This is a genomic window from Pseudomonas sp. QTF5 (assembly GCF_000512695.2).
In the GTDB taxonomy this organism is placed as follows: Bacteria; Pseudomonadota; Gammaproteobacteria; order Pseudomonadales; family Pseudomonadaceae; genus Aquipseudomonas.
This window is the reverse complement of the sequence record NZ_AZRW02000011.1, coordinates 23,197-38,882: the sequence shown is the minus strand read 5'-3', so window position 1 is coordinate 38,882 and position 15,686 is coordinate 23,197. Positions and strand designations below refer to the sequence as shown.

13 protein-coding genes are annotated in these 15,686 nt (G+C 58.6%); 7 read left to right on the top strand and 6 right to left on the bottom strand.

What is annotated here, in order from left to right:
* Positions 1-192 precede the first annotated feature (192 nt).
* Together IC37_RS11340 and IC37_RS11335 are read left to right on the top strand one after the other, a co-directional pair.
* Positions 193-597, top strand: coding sequence for an acyl-CoA thioesterase (locus IC37_RS11340; protein WP_030130199.1), 405 nt, complete (start codon positions 193-195; stop codon positions 595-597).
* A gap of 201 nt (positions 598-798) precedes the next feature.
* Entirely contained in the window at positions 799-1,677 is an 879-nt protein-coding gene (locus IC37_RS11335; protein ID WP_030130200.1) for a formate/nitrite transporter family protein, read from the top strand.
* 58 nt (positions 1,678-1,735) lie between these two features.
* Here IC37_RS11335 and IC37_RS11330 read toward each other — a convergent pair whose 3' ends face one another.
* On the bottom strand, positions 1,736-3,745 hold the full coding sequence (locus tag IC37_RS11330) for a patatin-like phospholipase family protein (protein WP_051414826.1): 2,010 nt from the start codon (positions 3,743-3,745) through the stop codon (positions 1,736-1,738).
* A 514-nt stretch (positions 3,746-4,259) separates the two neighbouring features.
* Between IC37_RS11330 and IC37_RS11325 the strand changes: the two genes are divergently transcribed.
* Both IC37_RS11325 and IC37_RS11320 read left to right on the top strand, forming a co-directional pair.
* Entirely contained in the window at positions 4,260-5,093 is an 834-nt protein-coding gene (locus IC37_RS11325; RefSeq protein ID WP_030130202.1) for an EamA family transporter, read from the top strand.
* Between the two features lie 50 nt (positions 5,094-5,143).
* A complete protein-coding gene (locus IC37_RS11320) occupies positions 5,144-5,530 on the top strand; it encodes an MAPEG family protein (RefSeq protein ID WP_030130203.1) in 387 nt (128 codons plus the stop codon).
* 156 nt (positions 5,531-5,686) lie between these two features.
* Here the strand turns inward: IC37_RS11320 and IC37_RS11315 are convergent, their stop codons facing one another.
* Positions 5,687-6,871 (bottom strand): murein transglycosylase A, encoded by a 1,185-nt coding sequence (locus IC37_RS11315; RefSeq protein WP_030130204.1) that lies wholly within the window; start codon positions 6,869-6,871, stop codon positions 5,687-5,689.
* A gap of 128 nt (positions 6,872-6,999) precedes the next feature.
* On the opposite strand from IC37_RS11315, the gene IC37_RS11310 reads away from it, so the two are divergent.
* Positions 7,000-7,449, top strand: a complete 450-nt coding sequence (locus tag IC37_RS11310) for a cytochrome c (protein ID WP_030130205.1) — start codon at positions 7,000-7,002, stop codon at positions 7,447-7,449.
* A gap of 69 nt (positions 7,450-7,518) precedes the next feature.
* Here IC37_RS11310 and IC37_RS11305 read toward each other — a convergent pair whose 3' ends face one another.
* From IC37_RS11305 to IC37_RS11290, 4 genes are all read right to left on the bottom strand, one after another.
* The gene (locus IC37_RS11305) at positions 7,519-7,914 is read right to left on the bottom strand and encodes a DUF1090 domain-containing protein (protein WP_030130206.1); all 396 of its coding nucleotides are present in this window, start codon (positions 7,912-7,914) and stop codon (positions 7,519-7,521) included.
* A gap of 90 nt (positions 7,915-8,004) precedes the next feature.
* Positions 8,005-9,684 carry an NAD-dependent DNA ligase LigB gene (ligB, locus tag IC37_RS11300; RefSeq protein WP_030130207.1) on the bottom strand — a complete coding sequence of 560 codons (1,680 nt, stop codon included), beginning with the start codon at positions 9,682-9,684 and terminating at the stop codon, positions 8,005-8,007.
* 294 nt (positions 9,685-9,978) lie between these two features.
* Positions 9,979-11,169 carry a methionine adenosyltransferase gene (gene metK, locus IC37_RS11295; protein WP_030130208.1) on the bottom strand — a complete coding sequence of 397 codons (1,191 nt, stop codon included), beginning with the start codon at positions 11,167-11,169 and terminating at the stop codon, positions 9,979-9,981.
* A gap of 18 nt (positions 11,170-11,187) precedes the next feature.
* A complete protein-coding gene (locus IC37_RS11290; protein WP_030130209.1) occupies positions 11,188-12,183 on the bottom strand; it encodes a metalloregulator ArsR/SmtB family transcription factor in 996 nt (331 codons plus the stop codon).
* A gap of 273 nt (positions 12,184-12,456) precedes the next feature.
* Here IC37_RS11290 and tkt point away from each other — a divergent pair, with 273 nt between their 5' ends.
* Positions 12,457-14,454 (top strand): transketolase, encoded by a 1,998-nt coding sequence (gene tkt, locus IC37_RS11285; protein ID WP_030130210.1) that lies wholly within the window; start codon positions 12,457-12,459, stop codon positions 14,452-14,454.
* Between the two features lie 150 nt (positions 14,455-14,604).
* Positions 14,605-15,666, top strand: coding sequence for an erythrose-4-phosphate dehydrogenase (gene epd / locus IC37_RS11280; protein WP_030130211.1), 1,062 nt, complete (start codon positions 14,605-14,607; stop codon positions 15,664-15,666).
* Positions 15,667-15,686: the final 20 nt, after the last annotated feature.

Below are 15,686 nucleotides of genomic sequence, written 5' to 3'. Positions count from 1 at the left end.
TGAAGTCTTGAAGACACGCAACACGTGTCGCACAACGGTGGCGATTATAGCCGTGTAGACGATACTTCCAAAGTGTTTCTGTTGGTCAACGTCCGAACGGTAATCGAGACCATAGTCGATGCTTAATAGAGGCTTGGGGCGTAGCTCTGCCATGATGCCCGGCATCAATCGGCAAGACGGTCAGGAGTGAGCATGAATTTCCACACCCGCAAATGGGTAAAACCCGAAGACCTCAACCCCAACGGCACGCTGTTCGGCGGCAGTCTGTTGCGCTGGATCGACGAAGAAGCGGCGATCTACGCCATTGTCCAGCTGGGTAATCAGCGCGTGGTCACCAAGTATATTTCCGAAATCAATTTCGTCAGCGCCTCGCGTCAGGGCGACATCATCGAACTGGGCATCACTGCCACCGAGTTCGGTCGCACCTCGATCACGCTGACCTGCGAAGTGCGCAACAAGATCACCCGCAAGAGCATCCTGACGGTGGAGAAGATGGTTTTCGTGAATCTGGGCGAAGACGGCCTGCCCGCGCCGCACGGCCGGACCGAGATCAGGTACGTCAAAGACCAGTTCAAGGATGACGTCATCGGCGAATGAGATCGGCGGCGCGCCCTTCGCGAGCAGGCTCGCACATTTGATCTTCAGCGAACACAAACTCGATTAACGACTGAAATTCACTGTGGGAGCGGGCTTGCTCGCGAAAGCGGTCTATCGGTCAGCCTGATTTTAGCGGACCACTGAACAGCTCCGAACCCCGCGTGTCGTAACTAAACGACACGCCACCGGTTCAGGAGCTTTATGGACACGTCCAAAGACGGCAAGACCCCGGATCTCTCGGCACAAGAGCAGCGTGAGGTCGACAAGAATCAGCCACCGCGCGCGGCGGTGCTGCACGAAATCATTCGCACCCAAGGTAATCAGGAACTCGAGCGTAGCGTTGCGGCGCTGTGGTGGTCAGCCCTGGCTGCCGGTCTGACGATGGGCTTGTCGCTGATGGGCATGGGGCTGCTCAACTCGCGTCTGCCGGACGGCGAAGGCTTCAAAGTGATTGCCAGTTTCGGCTACTGCGCAGGTTTTCTTGCAGTGATCCTCGCCCGTCAGCAACTCTTCACCGAGAACACTCTGACTGCGGTTCTGCCGATCATGAGCAAACCCACACTGGATAATTTCGGTCGGTTGTTTCGGCTGTGGACAGTGGTGCTGGTGGGCAACCTCTGCGGCACTCTGCTGGTGGCCTATGTGATGCTGCACCTGCCGATTTTCGACACCAAGACCGACCTGGCCTTCCTCGACATCGGGCGCAAGGTCATGGAGAACGACGCCAGCAAAATGTTCGCCAAAGGCATCATCTCCGGCTGGATGATCGCCACCATGGTCTGGATGATCCCCTCCATGGAAAGCGCCAAGATGTGGATCATCATCCTCATCACCTATGTCATGGCATTGGGAGATTTCACCCACATCGTGGTCGGATCGGTGGAGGTTTCGTACCTGGTGTTTGCTGGCGAGTTACCGTGGAAGGACTTCTGGCTGGTGTTCGCCGGGCCGACGCTGGCGGGAAACATCATTGGCGGCAGTTTTATTTTTGCGCTGATCAGCCATGCGCAGATTCGCAGTGAGTCCGGTGCGCCTGAAAACAAGGGAAACGAAGTGGATGCGAGGGCTGACGAACGTTAGGCATTGAGGCCGGGCGAGGCATCAGCGCTCGCCCGACCCGCCCGGAACCTTGCGATTATCAGCCAGGGATCAGCCATGCGCGGGTTTGATCGATGGTTGTCGAGTGGGAAGGACGCGAAGCGTTCGCAAAGGTGCGCGAGACGTACTGGTCGGCAATCCGATTGAGTATTTCGTTGTAACCTTCGGCGTTTCTGGTTTCGCGCAAGTCATCGATTGCATCGTTCAACAACTTGACGTTCGAATCCGGTTGGCCAAGACGATACAAAGAGGGGTAGATCACCTCACGAATGAAGTTTTCGCTCTTGGTGACGATATCGCGCATGCCCATCTCCTCGATTGCCTTGGTTAAAACAGCGGACTTGGGTCCTGTTATCCCGGCATCCATGCGTTTGACAGCTTGAAGCAGTTCCATGTAGTCCGGGACGTTTCCATGGTTGAGCTTCTTCGCCAGCCACTCGGTTTTTCCCTGTGTGTCAGCGAGCTGATCCAGATGACTGATAGCGTCACGTATAGCCCCGGTCAGGCTCAGTTTCTGCGGCGTGGCTTCGGCTTTGACGTGGCTCAAGGCTTGCTGCAAATTCTTCAGTGTCTTTTTAGCTTGCTGACGGAAGGTGATGACTGCGGCAGAGGCTTGATCGCCTTCCAGCTTTTCCGCCGCCGCGTCGAACAATTGATCATCGAGGGCCAGCAGTGCGCCGCCGATGGAGCTGAAAGCATAGGTTTCGGTGCTTTTGTGGCGTGTCAGGTACTGTTCAACTTCAATTTGCAGTTTTTGCTGCAGGTGGTTTTTGTGCTCCATCGGCATGCTGAAGTTGACCGTGCCTTGTAACGTGCCAGTAAAGTTGCCCTTTTCGGTCTTCAGAGGAACAGTGACTGTTTTCTTTTCAAGTGCTTTGAGGCCATCGGCTTCTTGAGCGTCTCGAGCCGTATAGCGTACGCCGACTAACTTGTCGGCTATCGCTGAGCTCAGTGTGCCGCGATCTTTTTTTTGACCGCCATTCTCGCTCTGGAACTTGAGAATCAACTGATCGCTTTCAGGAACTACGCTCATCGAGAATTGAGGTTCGTAGAGGTCCATGACCGGTGTGTTGAGCATGATCCCGCCGTCCTGAAATGACGTCCGTTCACCGTCAGCCTGAAAGGCCAGTCCTTGTTCAGAAGGCTTTTGAAAAACCAGGGGCAGTGAACCTGAAATATGGGCTGCGCGAGCCACATCCAGATCCGGGGTCAGGCTGGCATTGAACACCACCATCTGCGGGCGCCCATCGAGCATGGCGGTGCCGGTGATGTGCAGTTGCTTGATTTCAGGCATGTCCTGGCTCAGCGTCGCCAGATCACCGAAGGTCACGAAATTTCTTTTTAGCATGTCCTTTACACTATCTTCGATCTTTTCTGGAAGCTGTCGTTGTGAATCGTTACGGGCATCGTTGAAACGCGACAGGATTGACTCAATCATTTTTTCGCGGATCAGGGCTTCCAGCGGCATGGCCTTGGACTGGAGGCGAGGCATCAGATCGAACAGCAAGCGTCCGATAGTGCCGGCTTTTCCCGGGACCTTCGCGATGCCTTTGCCAAGGATGGAACTGACCTGCTGTATCGGTCCCAGCACCTTGTTTTGACTATCGAGCAGGGAAATGAGATTGGTCTCGTCCGACATCTTGTCGAAGTCTGCGTGGCTCATGCCGCTGGCCAGAAATGCCGCCGAAATGGCGCCGGCCGACGAACCGGAGATGCTGCGGATCTTGTCCAGGGCCCCATCCTCTTCCAGTGCTTTCACCATCCCTGAGAAGGCGACCCCCTTGGCGCCGCCGCCGCTGAGCACCAGGCGTTCGATGTCGGGAAGCTTGAGGTCCATTTCGACCACCCCATTTTCAAAACGGCGGATCGACAACCCGCGTTCGTTCAATGACAGGAGAGTTCCGCACTGGCCTTGACCGATCTGCGTTGACCCCCTCATGAAGTCACCCCAATCATTGTCGATTGGACCTGCCGATGAGCCTTTAGCGGCATTTTCCGGGAGGGTCGACTGAACGAGAGGGCGCGCCAGGGGAGCGGTTGTATTGATCATGAGTGTCTCTTCCTTTGAGAACAAATACGGAAGCTGCACTTTAGGAGAGTCAGGGGTGCCCGGGAGCACGTTGTATCAACTTGGAACACATGCCCGAAGATGATTGGCAAAGGCACGCGGCATGACCCGAAAGGCTCTGGCTTGAGCCTTTCAGATGGGTATTAGGCGGGCGGCCTGACGGCTTGAAGAAACGTCACACAACGTGCGTCCAGATTGCTGGACGTCGAAGACCGTTTTTCTGACCGACCGTCATGAGGTCTGTCGGATGGTTTTATGACCTGCCTGTTCAGCCGGCCACGTCCCTGATCAGGCGTGCGCAGGCCGACGACCGTTCTTGGGGAGAGTGGGCAGAGGCATCAATTATTGGAATTAGTCGTGCGCAACTGAGTGCGGCATGGTCGCTTGCAGTATAAACAGCTGCTGATATATGGCGAATCAAATCTCTGCCCTGTGATGCAGGAGCTGCGAAGGCTGCTCCTACGGGGGAGGGTAGGCGGAAAACAAGGAGTGTGCCGTGCTTGCGACGGTTCTGGTGTTGGTGGCGGCGCTGCTGCACGCGGCGTGGAATACCCTGATCAAATTCAGCGCGGAGCGGCTGTTGGTGGTGGCCTGCATGGACAGCGTGGCGCTGCTGTTTGTCGCCCTGATGCTGCCCTTCGTGGCGTTGCCGCCACTGGAGATGTGGCCGTGGATTCTCGCATCGGCGGCATTTGAGTTGCTCTATCGCTACCTGTTGATCCAGGCCTATCGGGTCGGCGATCTCGGTTTGGTCTACCCGTTGATGCGTGGTTTGTCGCCGTTGGTGGTGCTGGCGCTGACACTGATCTTCGCCGGGGAAGTGCTGACGGCTCAGCAGATCTTCGGGATTTTGCTGATCCCGTTCGGCATGTTGTGCCTGCTCTGGCAGGGCGGTGGCGGGGTGCGTCTGCCGTGGTCGATGCTGCCGGTGGTGGCGCTGATCGGACTGTGCATCGGTTGCTACACCTTTATCGATGGCCAAGCCTTGCGGCGCTGGTCCCATCCGCTGGATTACCTGGTGTGGGTCACCTTGTTCAGCGCCTGGCCGTTCCCATTGTTGGCGATGGTGCGCAAGCGCCCGGCGTTCATGCTGTTCTGGCGCGAACAGTGGCGGTTAGGGTTGGCGGTCGGGTTTTGCGTATTGTTCAGTTACGCTCTGGTGCTGTGGGCCATGCAGCTCGGCTCGATTGCCGAAGCCGCGGCACTGCGCGAAATCAGTGTGATTCTGGTGGTGCTGTTCGGTATGCGCTACCTGAAAGAACCTTTCGGCAGGTCCCGGCTCTTAGCCTGTGGGTTGGTGCTGATCGGAATGTTGGTGATGAAGTTTTAGTCGCCCCTGATGGAATTCGATTCTCTATAACTTGAAGAAGGAACTGCGTTATGACGGTTGCTCTGTGGTGCATTTTGATTGCGATCTTCCTGCCGTATCTATGTACAGGTGTCGCCAAGTTCAGCGGTGGCAAGTTCGGGCTGAAACAGAATCACGACCCGCGGGCGTTTCTGGATTCGCTCGAAGGGGTGGCCAGGCGTGCGCATTCGGCGCAGTTGAACAGTCTCGAAGTGACCCCGGCGTTTGCGGCGGCGGTAATCGTCGCGCACTTGGCTGGTAATGCTGATCTGGTGACGATCAATGTGCTGGCGGTGTTGTTTATCACCAGTCGGCTGCTCTACATCATTTGCTATCTGGCGGACTGGGCGATTCTGCGGTCGCTAGTGTGGGCCATTGGCATGGGGGTGATTGTCAGTTTCTTTGTTGTGTCGGTCTGAATCTGGCCGTTGAAATGTTCGGTGTCTGTCAGGGCCTCTTCGCGAGCAAGCCCGCTCCCACATTGAATTATCGGCGGACACACATCTTGTGTTCACCGAAGATTCAATGTGGGAGCGGGCTTGCTCGCGAATGCAGTAGTGCTGTCGATCCAACTCTTAAGGATTAGCTTTAACCGTATCGGCAACCTGCGGCACTTGAGGCAACGCCGCCCCTTTAGGCCAAAGCATCCAGATCTGTCCCTGCTGTTTCATGTCGCCGGCCAATTGCCCGGCCGCCTCGCCCGTGCCCCAGAACAGGTCCGCGCGGACCTCGCCGGCAATCGCGCCGCCAGTATCTTGCGCGGCCACCGGACGTACCAGTGCGCTGCCGTCCGGGCGCGTGGTCGATAACCACAACAGGCTGCCGAGCGGAATCACCTTGCGGTCCACCGCCGCGCTATAACCTGCGGTCAGCGGTACATTCAGCGAACCGCGCGGCCCTTCATTGCTGTCGGGGTTGTGGGTGAAGAACACGTAGCTGGGGTTGCTGCCGAGCAGTTCGGGAATTCGCGTCGGATTGGCTTTGGCCCAATTATCAATGGCGGCCATGGTCACGTCTTCTTTCTTCAACTCCCCCTGATCCACCAGCCAGCGGCCGATGGGCCGATACGGGTGGCCGTTCTGGTCGGCATAACCGATGCGCATTTGACGACCGTCATCAAGCTGGATACGGCCCGAGCCCTGGATTTGCAGGAACTGCAGGTTCATCGGGTCGGTCAGCCAGGCAATTACCGGCGCTTTCACGCCTTTGGTTTCAATCGTTGCCGCATCGTCGTATGGCTTGAGCACGCGACCTTCGAGTCGTCCGCGCAGACGCTTGCCTTTGAGTTCCGGGTAGATACTGTCCAGCGAGACGATGATCATGTCCTCTGGCACACCGTAGACCGGGATGTTGGCGTCCTCGGTTTGAGTCAGGCTGCCGGGATACACAGGTTCGTAGTAGCCAGTGATCAGACCGTTGGGGTTGTCATTGGCGGCACGCAGGCCATAGACGTCCAGGTTCTGTTTGAGGAAGCCGCGGATGTCATTGGCGGTTGGTTGCACATTGGCGGAAGCCGCACAGGTGCCGCCCCAGACCGGGTCGGCCTTGAGTCGGTTGCAGGCGCTGCGCCACGAGCCGAAGCCGGCGACGAGGTCGTTATCGGACACCGCCGGAAGCGCTTCCCAGGTGGCGCTGGAGTAGGTCGCCAGTGCGTGGGTTTTCGGTTTGCTGCTGTCGCCGCCGGTGCAACCTGCCAGCACGGCCACCATCGGTAGGGTCCAGGTCAGATTGTGACGCCATGCCTTGAAACGGCTGTTCATGGAGTAATTCCTTTGGCGGTTGCCTGAGTGCTCCATGCGCTCAAACAACCCGTATTGATAATAGGGCTATTGGTCTTTGCCGGTGACGCGAGGATACTGGCCGCCGTTTCCAGTGACCTGAAGCCACCATGACTCTTAAAAGACTTTTTGTTGTATTGCTGGCCTGCCTGACCTTGTCCGCCTGCGGCGGTGTCGACCCGAATTCGCCACTGGGTCAGCGCAAGGCGATCTTCAAGCAGATGCTCAAGACCGGCGAAGACCTGGGCGGCATGTTGCGTGGGCGTATTCCATTCGATGGTCCGAAATTCGCTGATGGTGCCGTGAAGCTCGACACTTTGTCCCATGAGCCGTGGAAACACTTCCCGCAGGTACGCGAAGACGATCACACCAGCGCCAAGGACGATGTCTGGCAGAAGCAGGCACGTTTCCAGGAGATGGCCCGAACCCTTGAAGGCGCCACCGGTGAACTGGTGATCGCCAGCCAGGTTCAACCCTACAAGGTCAGCAATCTGGGGCCGGCGGTGCAGAAAGTCGAAGATGCCTGCAGTGCGTGCCATAAGGAGTTTCGGGATCATTGATTGTAGGGGGGTTGGCTTGCCAGCGAATGGTTCTTGAGACCGCCAAAAGCTTCGCTGGCAGGCCAGCTCCTACTTATCCAGCTCATCCAGCGCTTCCTGCAATTCCTTACGCGATTGAGCCAGTTTGTCTTTGCGCTTGTTGATCTTCTCTGCGTCGCCTTTCTTCATGGCTTTGTCGAGGTCAGCCTGACGTGTGCTGACTTCGTGCTTGGCGTCGAGCACCTTGTTTTCCCGTTCCTTCTTCAAGGAGGCGTCGGTGCAATGGGCGGTGACTTCGCTCAGGGCGGTTTCCAGACCCGCCTGTTGATCGGCGTTGCCGCGGGACTTGGCCAGTTCGATCTGGTTGATGATGCCTTGTTTTTTGGCGGCGCAGCCAGTCAGGCCAGGTGCGTCTTCGTCGGCCATCAATGGAGCGGCCATCACGCTGCACAGGGTCAACAAGGCGAGCGGTGAAAGAAGTTTCATAAAAGCTCCAGGTGAAAAAATCGATGTAGCGATGGGCTGTTTGAGCGCATCGGCCACTTTGGGTTCCCGGTTCTCAGGCAGGGCTGGCCGCTAGAAACCATCAATTCCGGCAACACGTAATGTCTCACTCAAGGCCAGGACCTGCGGGTCGCGGAAAAATGCGCTCAATTGCGCTGCGCGTCCCGGGCCAATGCCGGCTTCGGCCTGCCATTGTTCGGTGTTTCGTTGCGCTAGCGCCTGCCATGAATCGGCGAGACGTGCCTGACCGGTCGGTGGCAAGCCCAGGGCTTTAAGCCAGCGAGCGAATGGGCGTTGCCGGGCGCTGTTGAAGCTGTTCAAAAGACGAGCACTGCTGCGCTCGCCGAAGCCGTCAATGGTAGCAAGCTCTTGCTCATCGAGGGTCAACCAATCGAGCAGGCTGGCGAGGCGTTTGGCCTTGAGCAGTTTCTCCCAGGTGCCCGGCCCGACATGAGGCAAGGCCAGCCCCTGTTTGCCGCTGAGCCAGCTCAGGCGTGCGAGGAATTGGCTTTCACATCCTGGTGTTGGTTGCCAGCAGCTTAACGGATGAAAGTCTGCTGCCAGTGGTACGTTCAAATCAGGACGTTCGGTGCTGCGCAATACGACACCATCGAGTCTGGGGATGGTCAGCCCCGCCAGGCTGATGGCGACCTGATCGCCCGGGCGAATATCCAGCGTTTTCCAGCGTTGCAGGGAGCTGACACTCACGCGTTTGATTTGCCGGTCATCGAGCATCACCGGTGCCAGATCCAGCACCGGGGTGATCCGGCCGGTTCGTCCGATCTTGAAGTGGACCTTGCGCACTTCGGCCAGCGCCTGGGCAAAAGGGTATTTCCAGGCAACGCTCCAGTAAGGCGTTTTCACCCGCCACCGCTCGGCCGGTGGGCGTTGGTCCTGTCGCAGCACGACCCCATCGCTGGCAAAGGGCAGGGGCGAGCGATACCAGTGATCGCGCCAACGTTCGGCATCGGCAAATGCCTCGATCGGCTGACTGTAGGGCGCCGTGCTCGGGAACCCCAATTCATCCAGAGCCGCCACACGGGCCGACAGGCTTTTCGGGCCTTGCGGCCAGTCCCAGACAAACAACCCGATACCGGCGGCTTGCTCCGTGCTCAGTGCCTTGCGTGCCATTAGCCCGGCCACCGTAGCGCGGGCATTGAGGCTGCCGGCCTCGGCTTGTACGTGTTCGCTCAGGCGCCAATAGAGTTCGCCCTGCAGCAGCAAGTCCCGCGACTGCGACAGTTTTTGAGGGATGGCGGCGATCTGGCGTGCCGAGGCGGTCCAGTCCTGGCCGTTGACCCCGTCCCCTCGGCTGATCGCCCGGTGCAACCAGCCGTTGCGATAGATCAACGTCACCGCCACACCGTCAACTTTGGGCTGAATCCAGACCTCTCCCCGATCTTTTAGCCAGGCTTCGACGGCGCGCCCATCGCGCAGTTTTTCCAGGCCGGTATGGGCGATGGGGTGGGCAAGCGTGCCGGCGGCCGTACGTAATGGTTCGGCGGAGGGGCCTGCATCAAAACACTCGCGCCATTCGGTCAGTCGCGCGCGGGATTGATCATAGAGTTCATCGGCGATCAGCGACTGGCCTTCACGGTGGTAGCTGTCGTCCCAGCGATCGATTTGCTGTTGCAGGGCGGTGATTTCCTCCTGCGCGCGGACTGGTGGCCAGGCGGGGCATTCGGCGGCATTGGTGGTCAGGCAGGTGAGGGTCAGCAGGAAACCGAAAAAAAGGCGCAGGTTGGGCAGCATCGAGAGCGTCCTTGCTCGTTGGGATGCTTGAAGGCTAGATCAATCCTGGTAGGCGCGAAGGGTGGTTTTTTTGCTGAGTGTTTCGGGCATGAGTCAGAGGTGACTGGGCTGGCCTCTTCGCGAGCAAGCCCGCTCCCACATGGAATCTCCTGCGTACACAGATGCTGTGAGCGACTGAAATCAAATGTGGGAGCGGGCTTGCTCGCGAAGGCGGCGACACGGTCTCAAGCAGCAAGACAATAAAAAGCCCCACACGGCGAACCGTGCGGGGCTTTGGGTACCGCGAGGAAAGTCTTACAGGCCGGCCGCGACACGCAGATCGTCGGCGCGGTCGGTTTTTTCCCAAGTGAAGGTGGTGAACGTATCGTCGCCCACAGTCTTGGTTGCCGGAGTGCGACCGAAGTGGCCGTACGCAGCGGTTTCCTGGTACATCGGGTGCAGCAGGTCGAGCATGGTGGTGATTGCGTATGGACGCAGGTCGAACACTTCGCGAACCAGTTTGACGATCTTGTCGTCGCTGATTTTGCCGGTACCGAAGGTGTTCAACGAAATCGACGTAGGCTGGGCAACACCGATCGCGTAGGAGACCTGAATCTCGCAGCGCTCGGCCAGGCCGGCCGCGACGATGTTCTTGGCCACGTAACGACCGGCGTAGGCCGCCGAACGGTCAACCTTCGATGGATCCTTGCCGGAGAACGCGCCGCCGCCGTGGCGGGCCATGCCGCCGTAGCTGTCGACGATGATCTTGCGACCGGTCAGGCCGCAGTCGCCAACCGGGCCACCGATGATGAATTGGCCAGTCGGGTTGATGTGGAACTGGGTGTCCTTGGACAGCAACTCGGCAGGCAGTACGTGCTTGACGATCAGTTCCATCACGCCTTCGCGCAGGTCTTTGTAGGACACTTCAGGGTTGTGCTGGGTCGACAGTACAACGGCGTCGATACCGACAACCTTGCCGCCTTCGTAACGGCAAGTCACTTGCGACTTGGCGTCCGGGCGCAGCCAAGGCAGAAGGCCGGATTTACGGGCTTCGGCCTGACGTTGAACCAACTGGTGCGAGAAGGTGATCGGTGCTGGCATCAGCACGTCGGTTTCGTTGCTGGCGTAGCCGAACATCAGGCCCTGGTCGCCGGCACCCTGGTCTTCAGGCTTGGCACGGTCGACGCCCTGGTTGATGTCGGGGGACTGCTTGCCGATGATGTTCATCACACCGCAGGTTGCACCGTCGAAGCCGACGTCGGAGCTGGTGTAGCCGATGTCGGTGATCACGTCACGAACGATCTGCTCCAGATCGACCCAGGCCGACGTGGTGACTTCACCTGCGATGATTGCCACGCCGGTTTTCACCAGCGTTTCGCACGCCACGCGGGCGAACTTGTCTTCAGCAATGATGGCGTCCAGCACCGCATCGGAAATCTGGTCGGCGATTTTGTCCGGATGCCCTTCGGACACTGACTCGGAGGTGAAGAGGGAGTATTCGCTCATCTCGATTTTTTCCTGAATTTACCGATGGTGAGTGTCGCCAGGCGGTCGCTGAAAATGGCGGACCTGAATCTGGAAACCATTACGTAAGCCTACATAGAGACTTTCCCCGGGAACGAGTCCCGCAGCGGTGGCCCAACGGGCCAGATCGTCCTGTTCAAACCCCAACCAGAGATCACCGCAGGCCTCCCTGGCCCAACTCTGATTGTGGCTACATAAGTCTGTCACGAGCAGGCTGCCGCCTGGTTGCAGCAAGTCGGCCATGTGCTTGAGCGCTTCGGCCGGTGCGGCGAAATGGTGCAGTACCATGTTCAGTACAACGCAATCAGCCTTGAGGCTTACCCCGTTCAATGCATCGGCCAATTGCAGGCTGACGTTAGCCAGCGTTTCACGTTCACAGACCTGACGGGCCAGATCGAGCATCGCCGGGCTGTTGTCCAGCGCCGTGACTTGAGTGAAACGACGTGCCAGCTCCGGCAGAAAGCTGCCATCGCCGGGACCCACTTCGATGGCTGTGGCGCCAGGGTCGAAACTCAGCTTGTCGAGCAGTGCCACCACGCTTTCGCGGTATTGCGGCAGGCCGGCGATCAAGTCTTGCTGGGCGCGAAACTTCTCCGCGACCCGTGAGAAAAAGTCCTGGCTGGCCGCCGCCCGTTGTCCATGGACCTGACCGATCCGCGACTGAACCTCAGTCGGCAGGGTCAGGTTGTCCACTTCTTCCAGCAGCGCGGCGTGCAGCTTGCCGCCCAACAGATCGGTGTGGGGCAGGGCGCGACGATAAAAAATCGCATTGCCTTCACGGCGGGTCGCCACCAGATCGGCCTGGGCCAAAACCTTGAGGTGATGACTCATGCCGGACTGACCGATGCTGAAGATCTGCGCCAACTCCAGTACGCCGAACGAATCGTTGGCCAGCGCGCGCAATACATTCAGCCGCAGAGGATCGCCGCCGGCCTTGCACAGGGCCGCCAGCTCATCGCAATCGTCATGTCGAATGGAAGGCGCGCGTAAATTCATAAGGCCAGCAGTCTAGTGACGCTCAGAAATCATCGCAAGAGCAATATCAAAAAGTTTTGATATTGCTCGATGGGCGGCACTTCTCAGCGTTAGGTTTAGTCAGCAAACGAACAGCGGAAAGGTTTCATCAGCCAAATACGTCGTTATCCATTGGAAAAACGCCTTCGGATGACTATCTGTCATTGCCCCGAGGCGTCCGGGTGAGGGAAAATGCTCGCCTTTTTTCCGTTTCGTTTTATTCATTCTCGATTCAGTACCCGCAGGAGAACAGCGATGCCCAGCCGTCGTGAGCGTGCCAATGCCATTCGTGCCCTCAGCATGGATGCCGTGCAAAAAGCAAACAGCGGCCATCCCGGTGCCCCTATGGGTATGGCGGATATTGCCGAAGTCCTTTGGGGTGACTACCTGAAGCACAATCCGAGCAATCCATCGTTCGCCGACCGTGACCGCTTCGTGCTGTCCAACGGTCACGGTTCGATGCTGATCTACTCGCTGCTGCACCTGACCGGCTACGACCTGTCGATCGATGACCTGAAAAACTTCCGTCAGCTGCACAGCCGTACTCCGGGTCACCCGGAATTCGGTTACACCCCGGGCGTTGAAACCACCACCGGTCCACTGGGCCAAGGCTTGGCCAACGCCGTGGGTTTCGCTCTGGCGGAAAAAGTCCTGGCGGCGCAGTTCAACCGTCCCGGCCATAACGTCGTCGATCACCACACCTACGTGTTCCTGGGTGATGGCTGCATGATGGAAGGCATTTCCCACGAAGTCAGCTCCCTGGCCGGTACGTTGGGCCTGGGCAAGCTGATCGCCTTCTACGATGACAACGGTATCTCCATCGACGGCGAAGTCGAAGGCTGGTTCACCGACGACACGCCGAAGCGTTTTGAGTCCTACAACTGGCAAGTGATCCGCAACGTTGACGGTCACGACCCGGAAGAAATCAAGATCGCCATCGAAACAGCGCGCAAAAGCGAGCAACCGACGCTGATCTGCTGCAAGACCACCATCGGTTTCGGTTCGCCGAACAAGCAAGGCAAGGAAGACTGCCACGGCGCCCCATTGGGTGACGCGGAAATCGCCCTGACCCGTGAAGCACTGAAGTGGAACCACGGCCCGTTCGAAATCCCGGCCAACATTTATGCCGAGTGGGACGCCAAGGAAGCCGGTCGCGCTGCCGAAGCCGAGTGGGATCAGCGCTTCGCTGCTTACTCCGCTGCTTTCCCAGAGCTGGCCAACGAACTGGTTCGTCGTCTGAGCGGTGATCTGCCGACTGACTTCGCTGAAAAAGCTTCTGCTTACATCGCTGAAGTCGCAGCCAAGGGCGAAACCATCGCCAGCCGTAAAGCCAGCCAGAATGCCCTGAACGCGTTCGGCCCGCTGCTGCCGGAACTGCTCGGCGGTTCGGCTGACCTGGCCGGCTCCAACCTGACCCTGTGGAAAGGTTGCAAAGGCGTCACCGCCGAAGATGCCAGCGGCAACTACATGTACTACGGCGTTCGCGAGTTCGGCATGAGCGCGATCATGAACGGCGTCGCCCTGCACGGTGGCCTGGTGCCTTACGGCGCGACCTTCCTGATGTTCATGGAATACGCCCGCAACGCGGTGCGCATGTCGGCGTTGATGAAGAAACGCATCATCTATGTGTTCACCCATGACTCCATTGGTCTGGGCGAAGACGGCCCGACTCACCAGCCGATCGAGCAACTGGCCAGCCTGCGCTGCACGCCGAACCTCGATACCTGGCGTCCAGCCGATGCCGTTGAATCGGCAGTGGCCTGGAAATGCGCTCTGGAGCGTGACGACGGTCCGTCGGCACTGATCTTCTCCCGTCAGAACCTGCAGCACCAAACCCGTGATGCCGTGCAGATCGAGTGCATCAAACTCGGCGGCTACGTGCTGAAAGACTGCGCAGGCGAGCCTGAGCTGATCCTGATCGCCACCGGTTCGGAAGTCGGCCTGGCTGTTCAAGCCTTCGACAAACTGACCGAGCAAGGCCGCAAGGTGCGTGTTGTTTCGATGCCATGCACCAGCGTCTTCGAAGCCCAGGACGCTGGCTACAAGCAAGCGGTTCTGCCATTGCAGGTCAGCGCCCGTATCGCCATCGAGGCCGCCCACGCGGACTACTGGTACAAGTACGTGGGCCTGGAAGGTCGCGTGATCGGCATGACCACCTACGGCGAGTCGGCGCCTGCGCCTGCCTTGTTCGAAGAATTCGGCTTCACCCTGGAAAACATCCTGGGTCAGGCTGAAGAGCTGCTGGAAGACTGATCCAGAAGTTGCTTCGTCTGGACGGCCGTCTTCGCGAGCAAGCCCGCTCCCACATTGGAATGCATTCTCCTGTGGGTGCGGGCTTGCTCGCGAAGGCAATAGTCCAGACAACGCTGCAATAACGGATTCACCACGGTAATCGAGAACCCCATGCCTCAACCGCGTCCTTACAAAGTTGCACTCAACGGCTACGGCCGGATTGGTCGTTGCGTCTTGCGTGCGTTGTTCGAGCGAGGCTCGACGGCCGGGTTTGAAATTGTCGCGATCAACGATCTGGCCGACATGGCCAGCATCGAATACCTGACACGCTTCGACTCCACTCACGGGCGGTTTCCCGGCGAAGTGAAGGTCGAGGGCGATTGTCTGCATATTAATGGCGACTGCGTGAAGGTCCTGCGCAGTGCCTCCCCCGAAGGCATCGATTGGGCGTCGCTGGGCGTCGATCTGGTGCTGGAGTGCTCCGGCGCCTACCACACCCGACAAGATGGCCAGCGTTTCCTCGACGCCGGTGCGCCACGTGTGCTGTTTTCCCAGCCGATGGCCAGCGAGGCGGATGTCGACGCCACCATCGTCTACGGCGTGAACCAGGATTGCCTGACCGGCGACGAGTTGCTGGTGTCCAACGCTTCCTGCACCACCAACTGCGGCGTGCCGTTGTTGCGCCTGTTGGATCAGGCCATTGGTCTGGAATACGTGTCGATCACCACCATCCATTCGGCAATGAACGATCAACCGGTCATCGACGCCTATCACCACGAAGACCTGCGTCGCACCCGTTCGGCGTTCCAGTCGGTGATTCCGGTGTCCACTGGTCTGGCGCGAGGCATTGAACGCCTGTTGCCGGAACTTGCCGGGCGAATTCAGGCCAAAGCCGTGCGGGTGCCGACGGTTAATGTGTCTTGCCTCGACATTACGATGCAGACCGTAAGCGATACCGACGCCACCGAGGTCAACCGGATTCTGCGCGAGGCCGCCACCCATGGCCCGCTCAAGGGCCTTCTGGCCTATACCGAGTTGCCTCACGCCAGTTGTGATTTCAATCATGACCCACATTCGGCCATCGTCGATGCCAGTCAGACTCGCGTTTCCGGCCCTCGGCTGGTGAACATCCTGGCCTGGTTCGACAACGAATGGGGTTTTGCCAATCGAATGCTGGACGTTGCAGAACACTATTTGCAAACAGCTGCACCACAACCAAAACCTGCTCTCTAAAACAGCTATCCAGGAATTGC

What these genes read in the sequence shown, in the direction of transcription:
- IC37_RS11330 (WP_051414826.1), bottom strand. Translation starts at nt 3,745, where the DNA reads ATGATCAATACAACCGCTCCCCTGGCGCGCCCTCTCGTTCAGTCGACC.
- IC37_RS11340 (WP_030130199.1), top strand. Translation starts at nt 193, where the DNA reads ATGAATTTCCACACCCGCAAATGGGTAAAACCCGAAGACCTCAACCCC.
- IC37_RS11315 (WP_030130204.1), bottom strand. Translation starts at nt 6,871, where the DNA reads ATGAACAGCCGTTTCAAGGCATGGCGTCACAATCTGACCTGGACCCTA.
- IC37_RS11320 (WP_030130203.1), top strand. Translation starts at nt 5,144, where the DNA reads ATGACGGTTGCTCTGTGGTGCATTTTGATTGCGATCTTCCTGCCGTAT.
- tkt (WP_030130210.1), top strand. Translation starts at nt 12,457, where the DNA reads ATGCCCAGCCGTCGTGAGCGTGCCAATGCCATTCGTGCCCTCAGCATG.
- metK (WP_030130208.1), bottom strand. Translation starts at nt 11,169, where the DNA reads ATGAGCGAATACTCCCTCTTCACCTCCGAGTCAGTGTCCGAAGGGCAT.
- epd (WP_030130211.1), top strand. Translation starts at nt 14,605, where the DNA reads ATGCCTCAACCGCGTCCTTACAAAGTTGCACTCAACGGCTACGGCCGG.
- IC37_RS11290 (WP_030130209.1), bottom strand. Translation starts at nt 12,183, where the DNA reads ATGAATTTACGCGCGCCTTCCATTCGACATGACGATTGCGATGAGCTG.
- IC37_RS11305 (WP_030130206.1), bottom strand. Translation starts at nt 7,914, where the DNA reads ATGAAACTTCTTTCACCGCTCGCCTTGTTGACCCTGTGCAGCGTGATG.
- IC37_RS11335 (WP_030130200.1), top strand. Translation starts at nt 799, where the DNA reads ATGGACACGTCCAAAGACGGCAAGACCCCGGATCTCTCGGCACAAGAG.
- IC37_RS11310 (WP_030130205.1), top strand. Translation starts at nt 7,000, where the DNA reads ATGACTCTTAAAAGACTTTTTGTTGTATTGCTGGCCTGCCTGACCTTG.
- ligB (WP_030130207.1), bottom strand. Translation starts at nt 9,684, where the DNA reads ATGCTGCCCAACCTGCGCCTTTTTTTCGGTTTCCTGCTGACCCTCACC.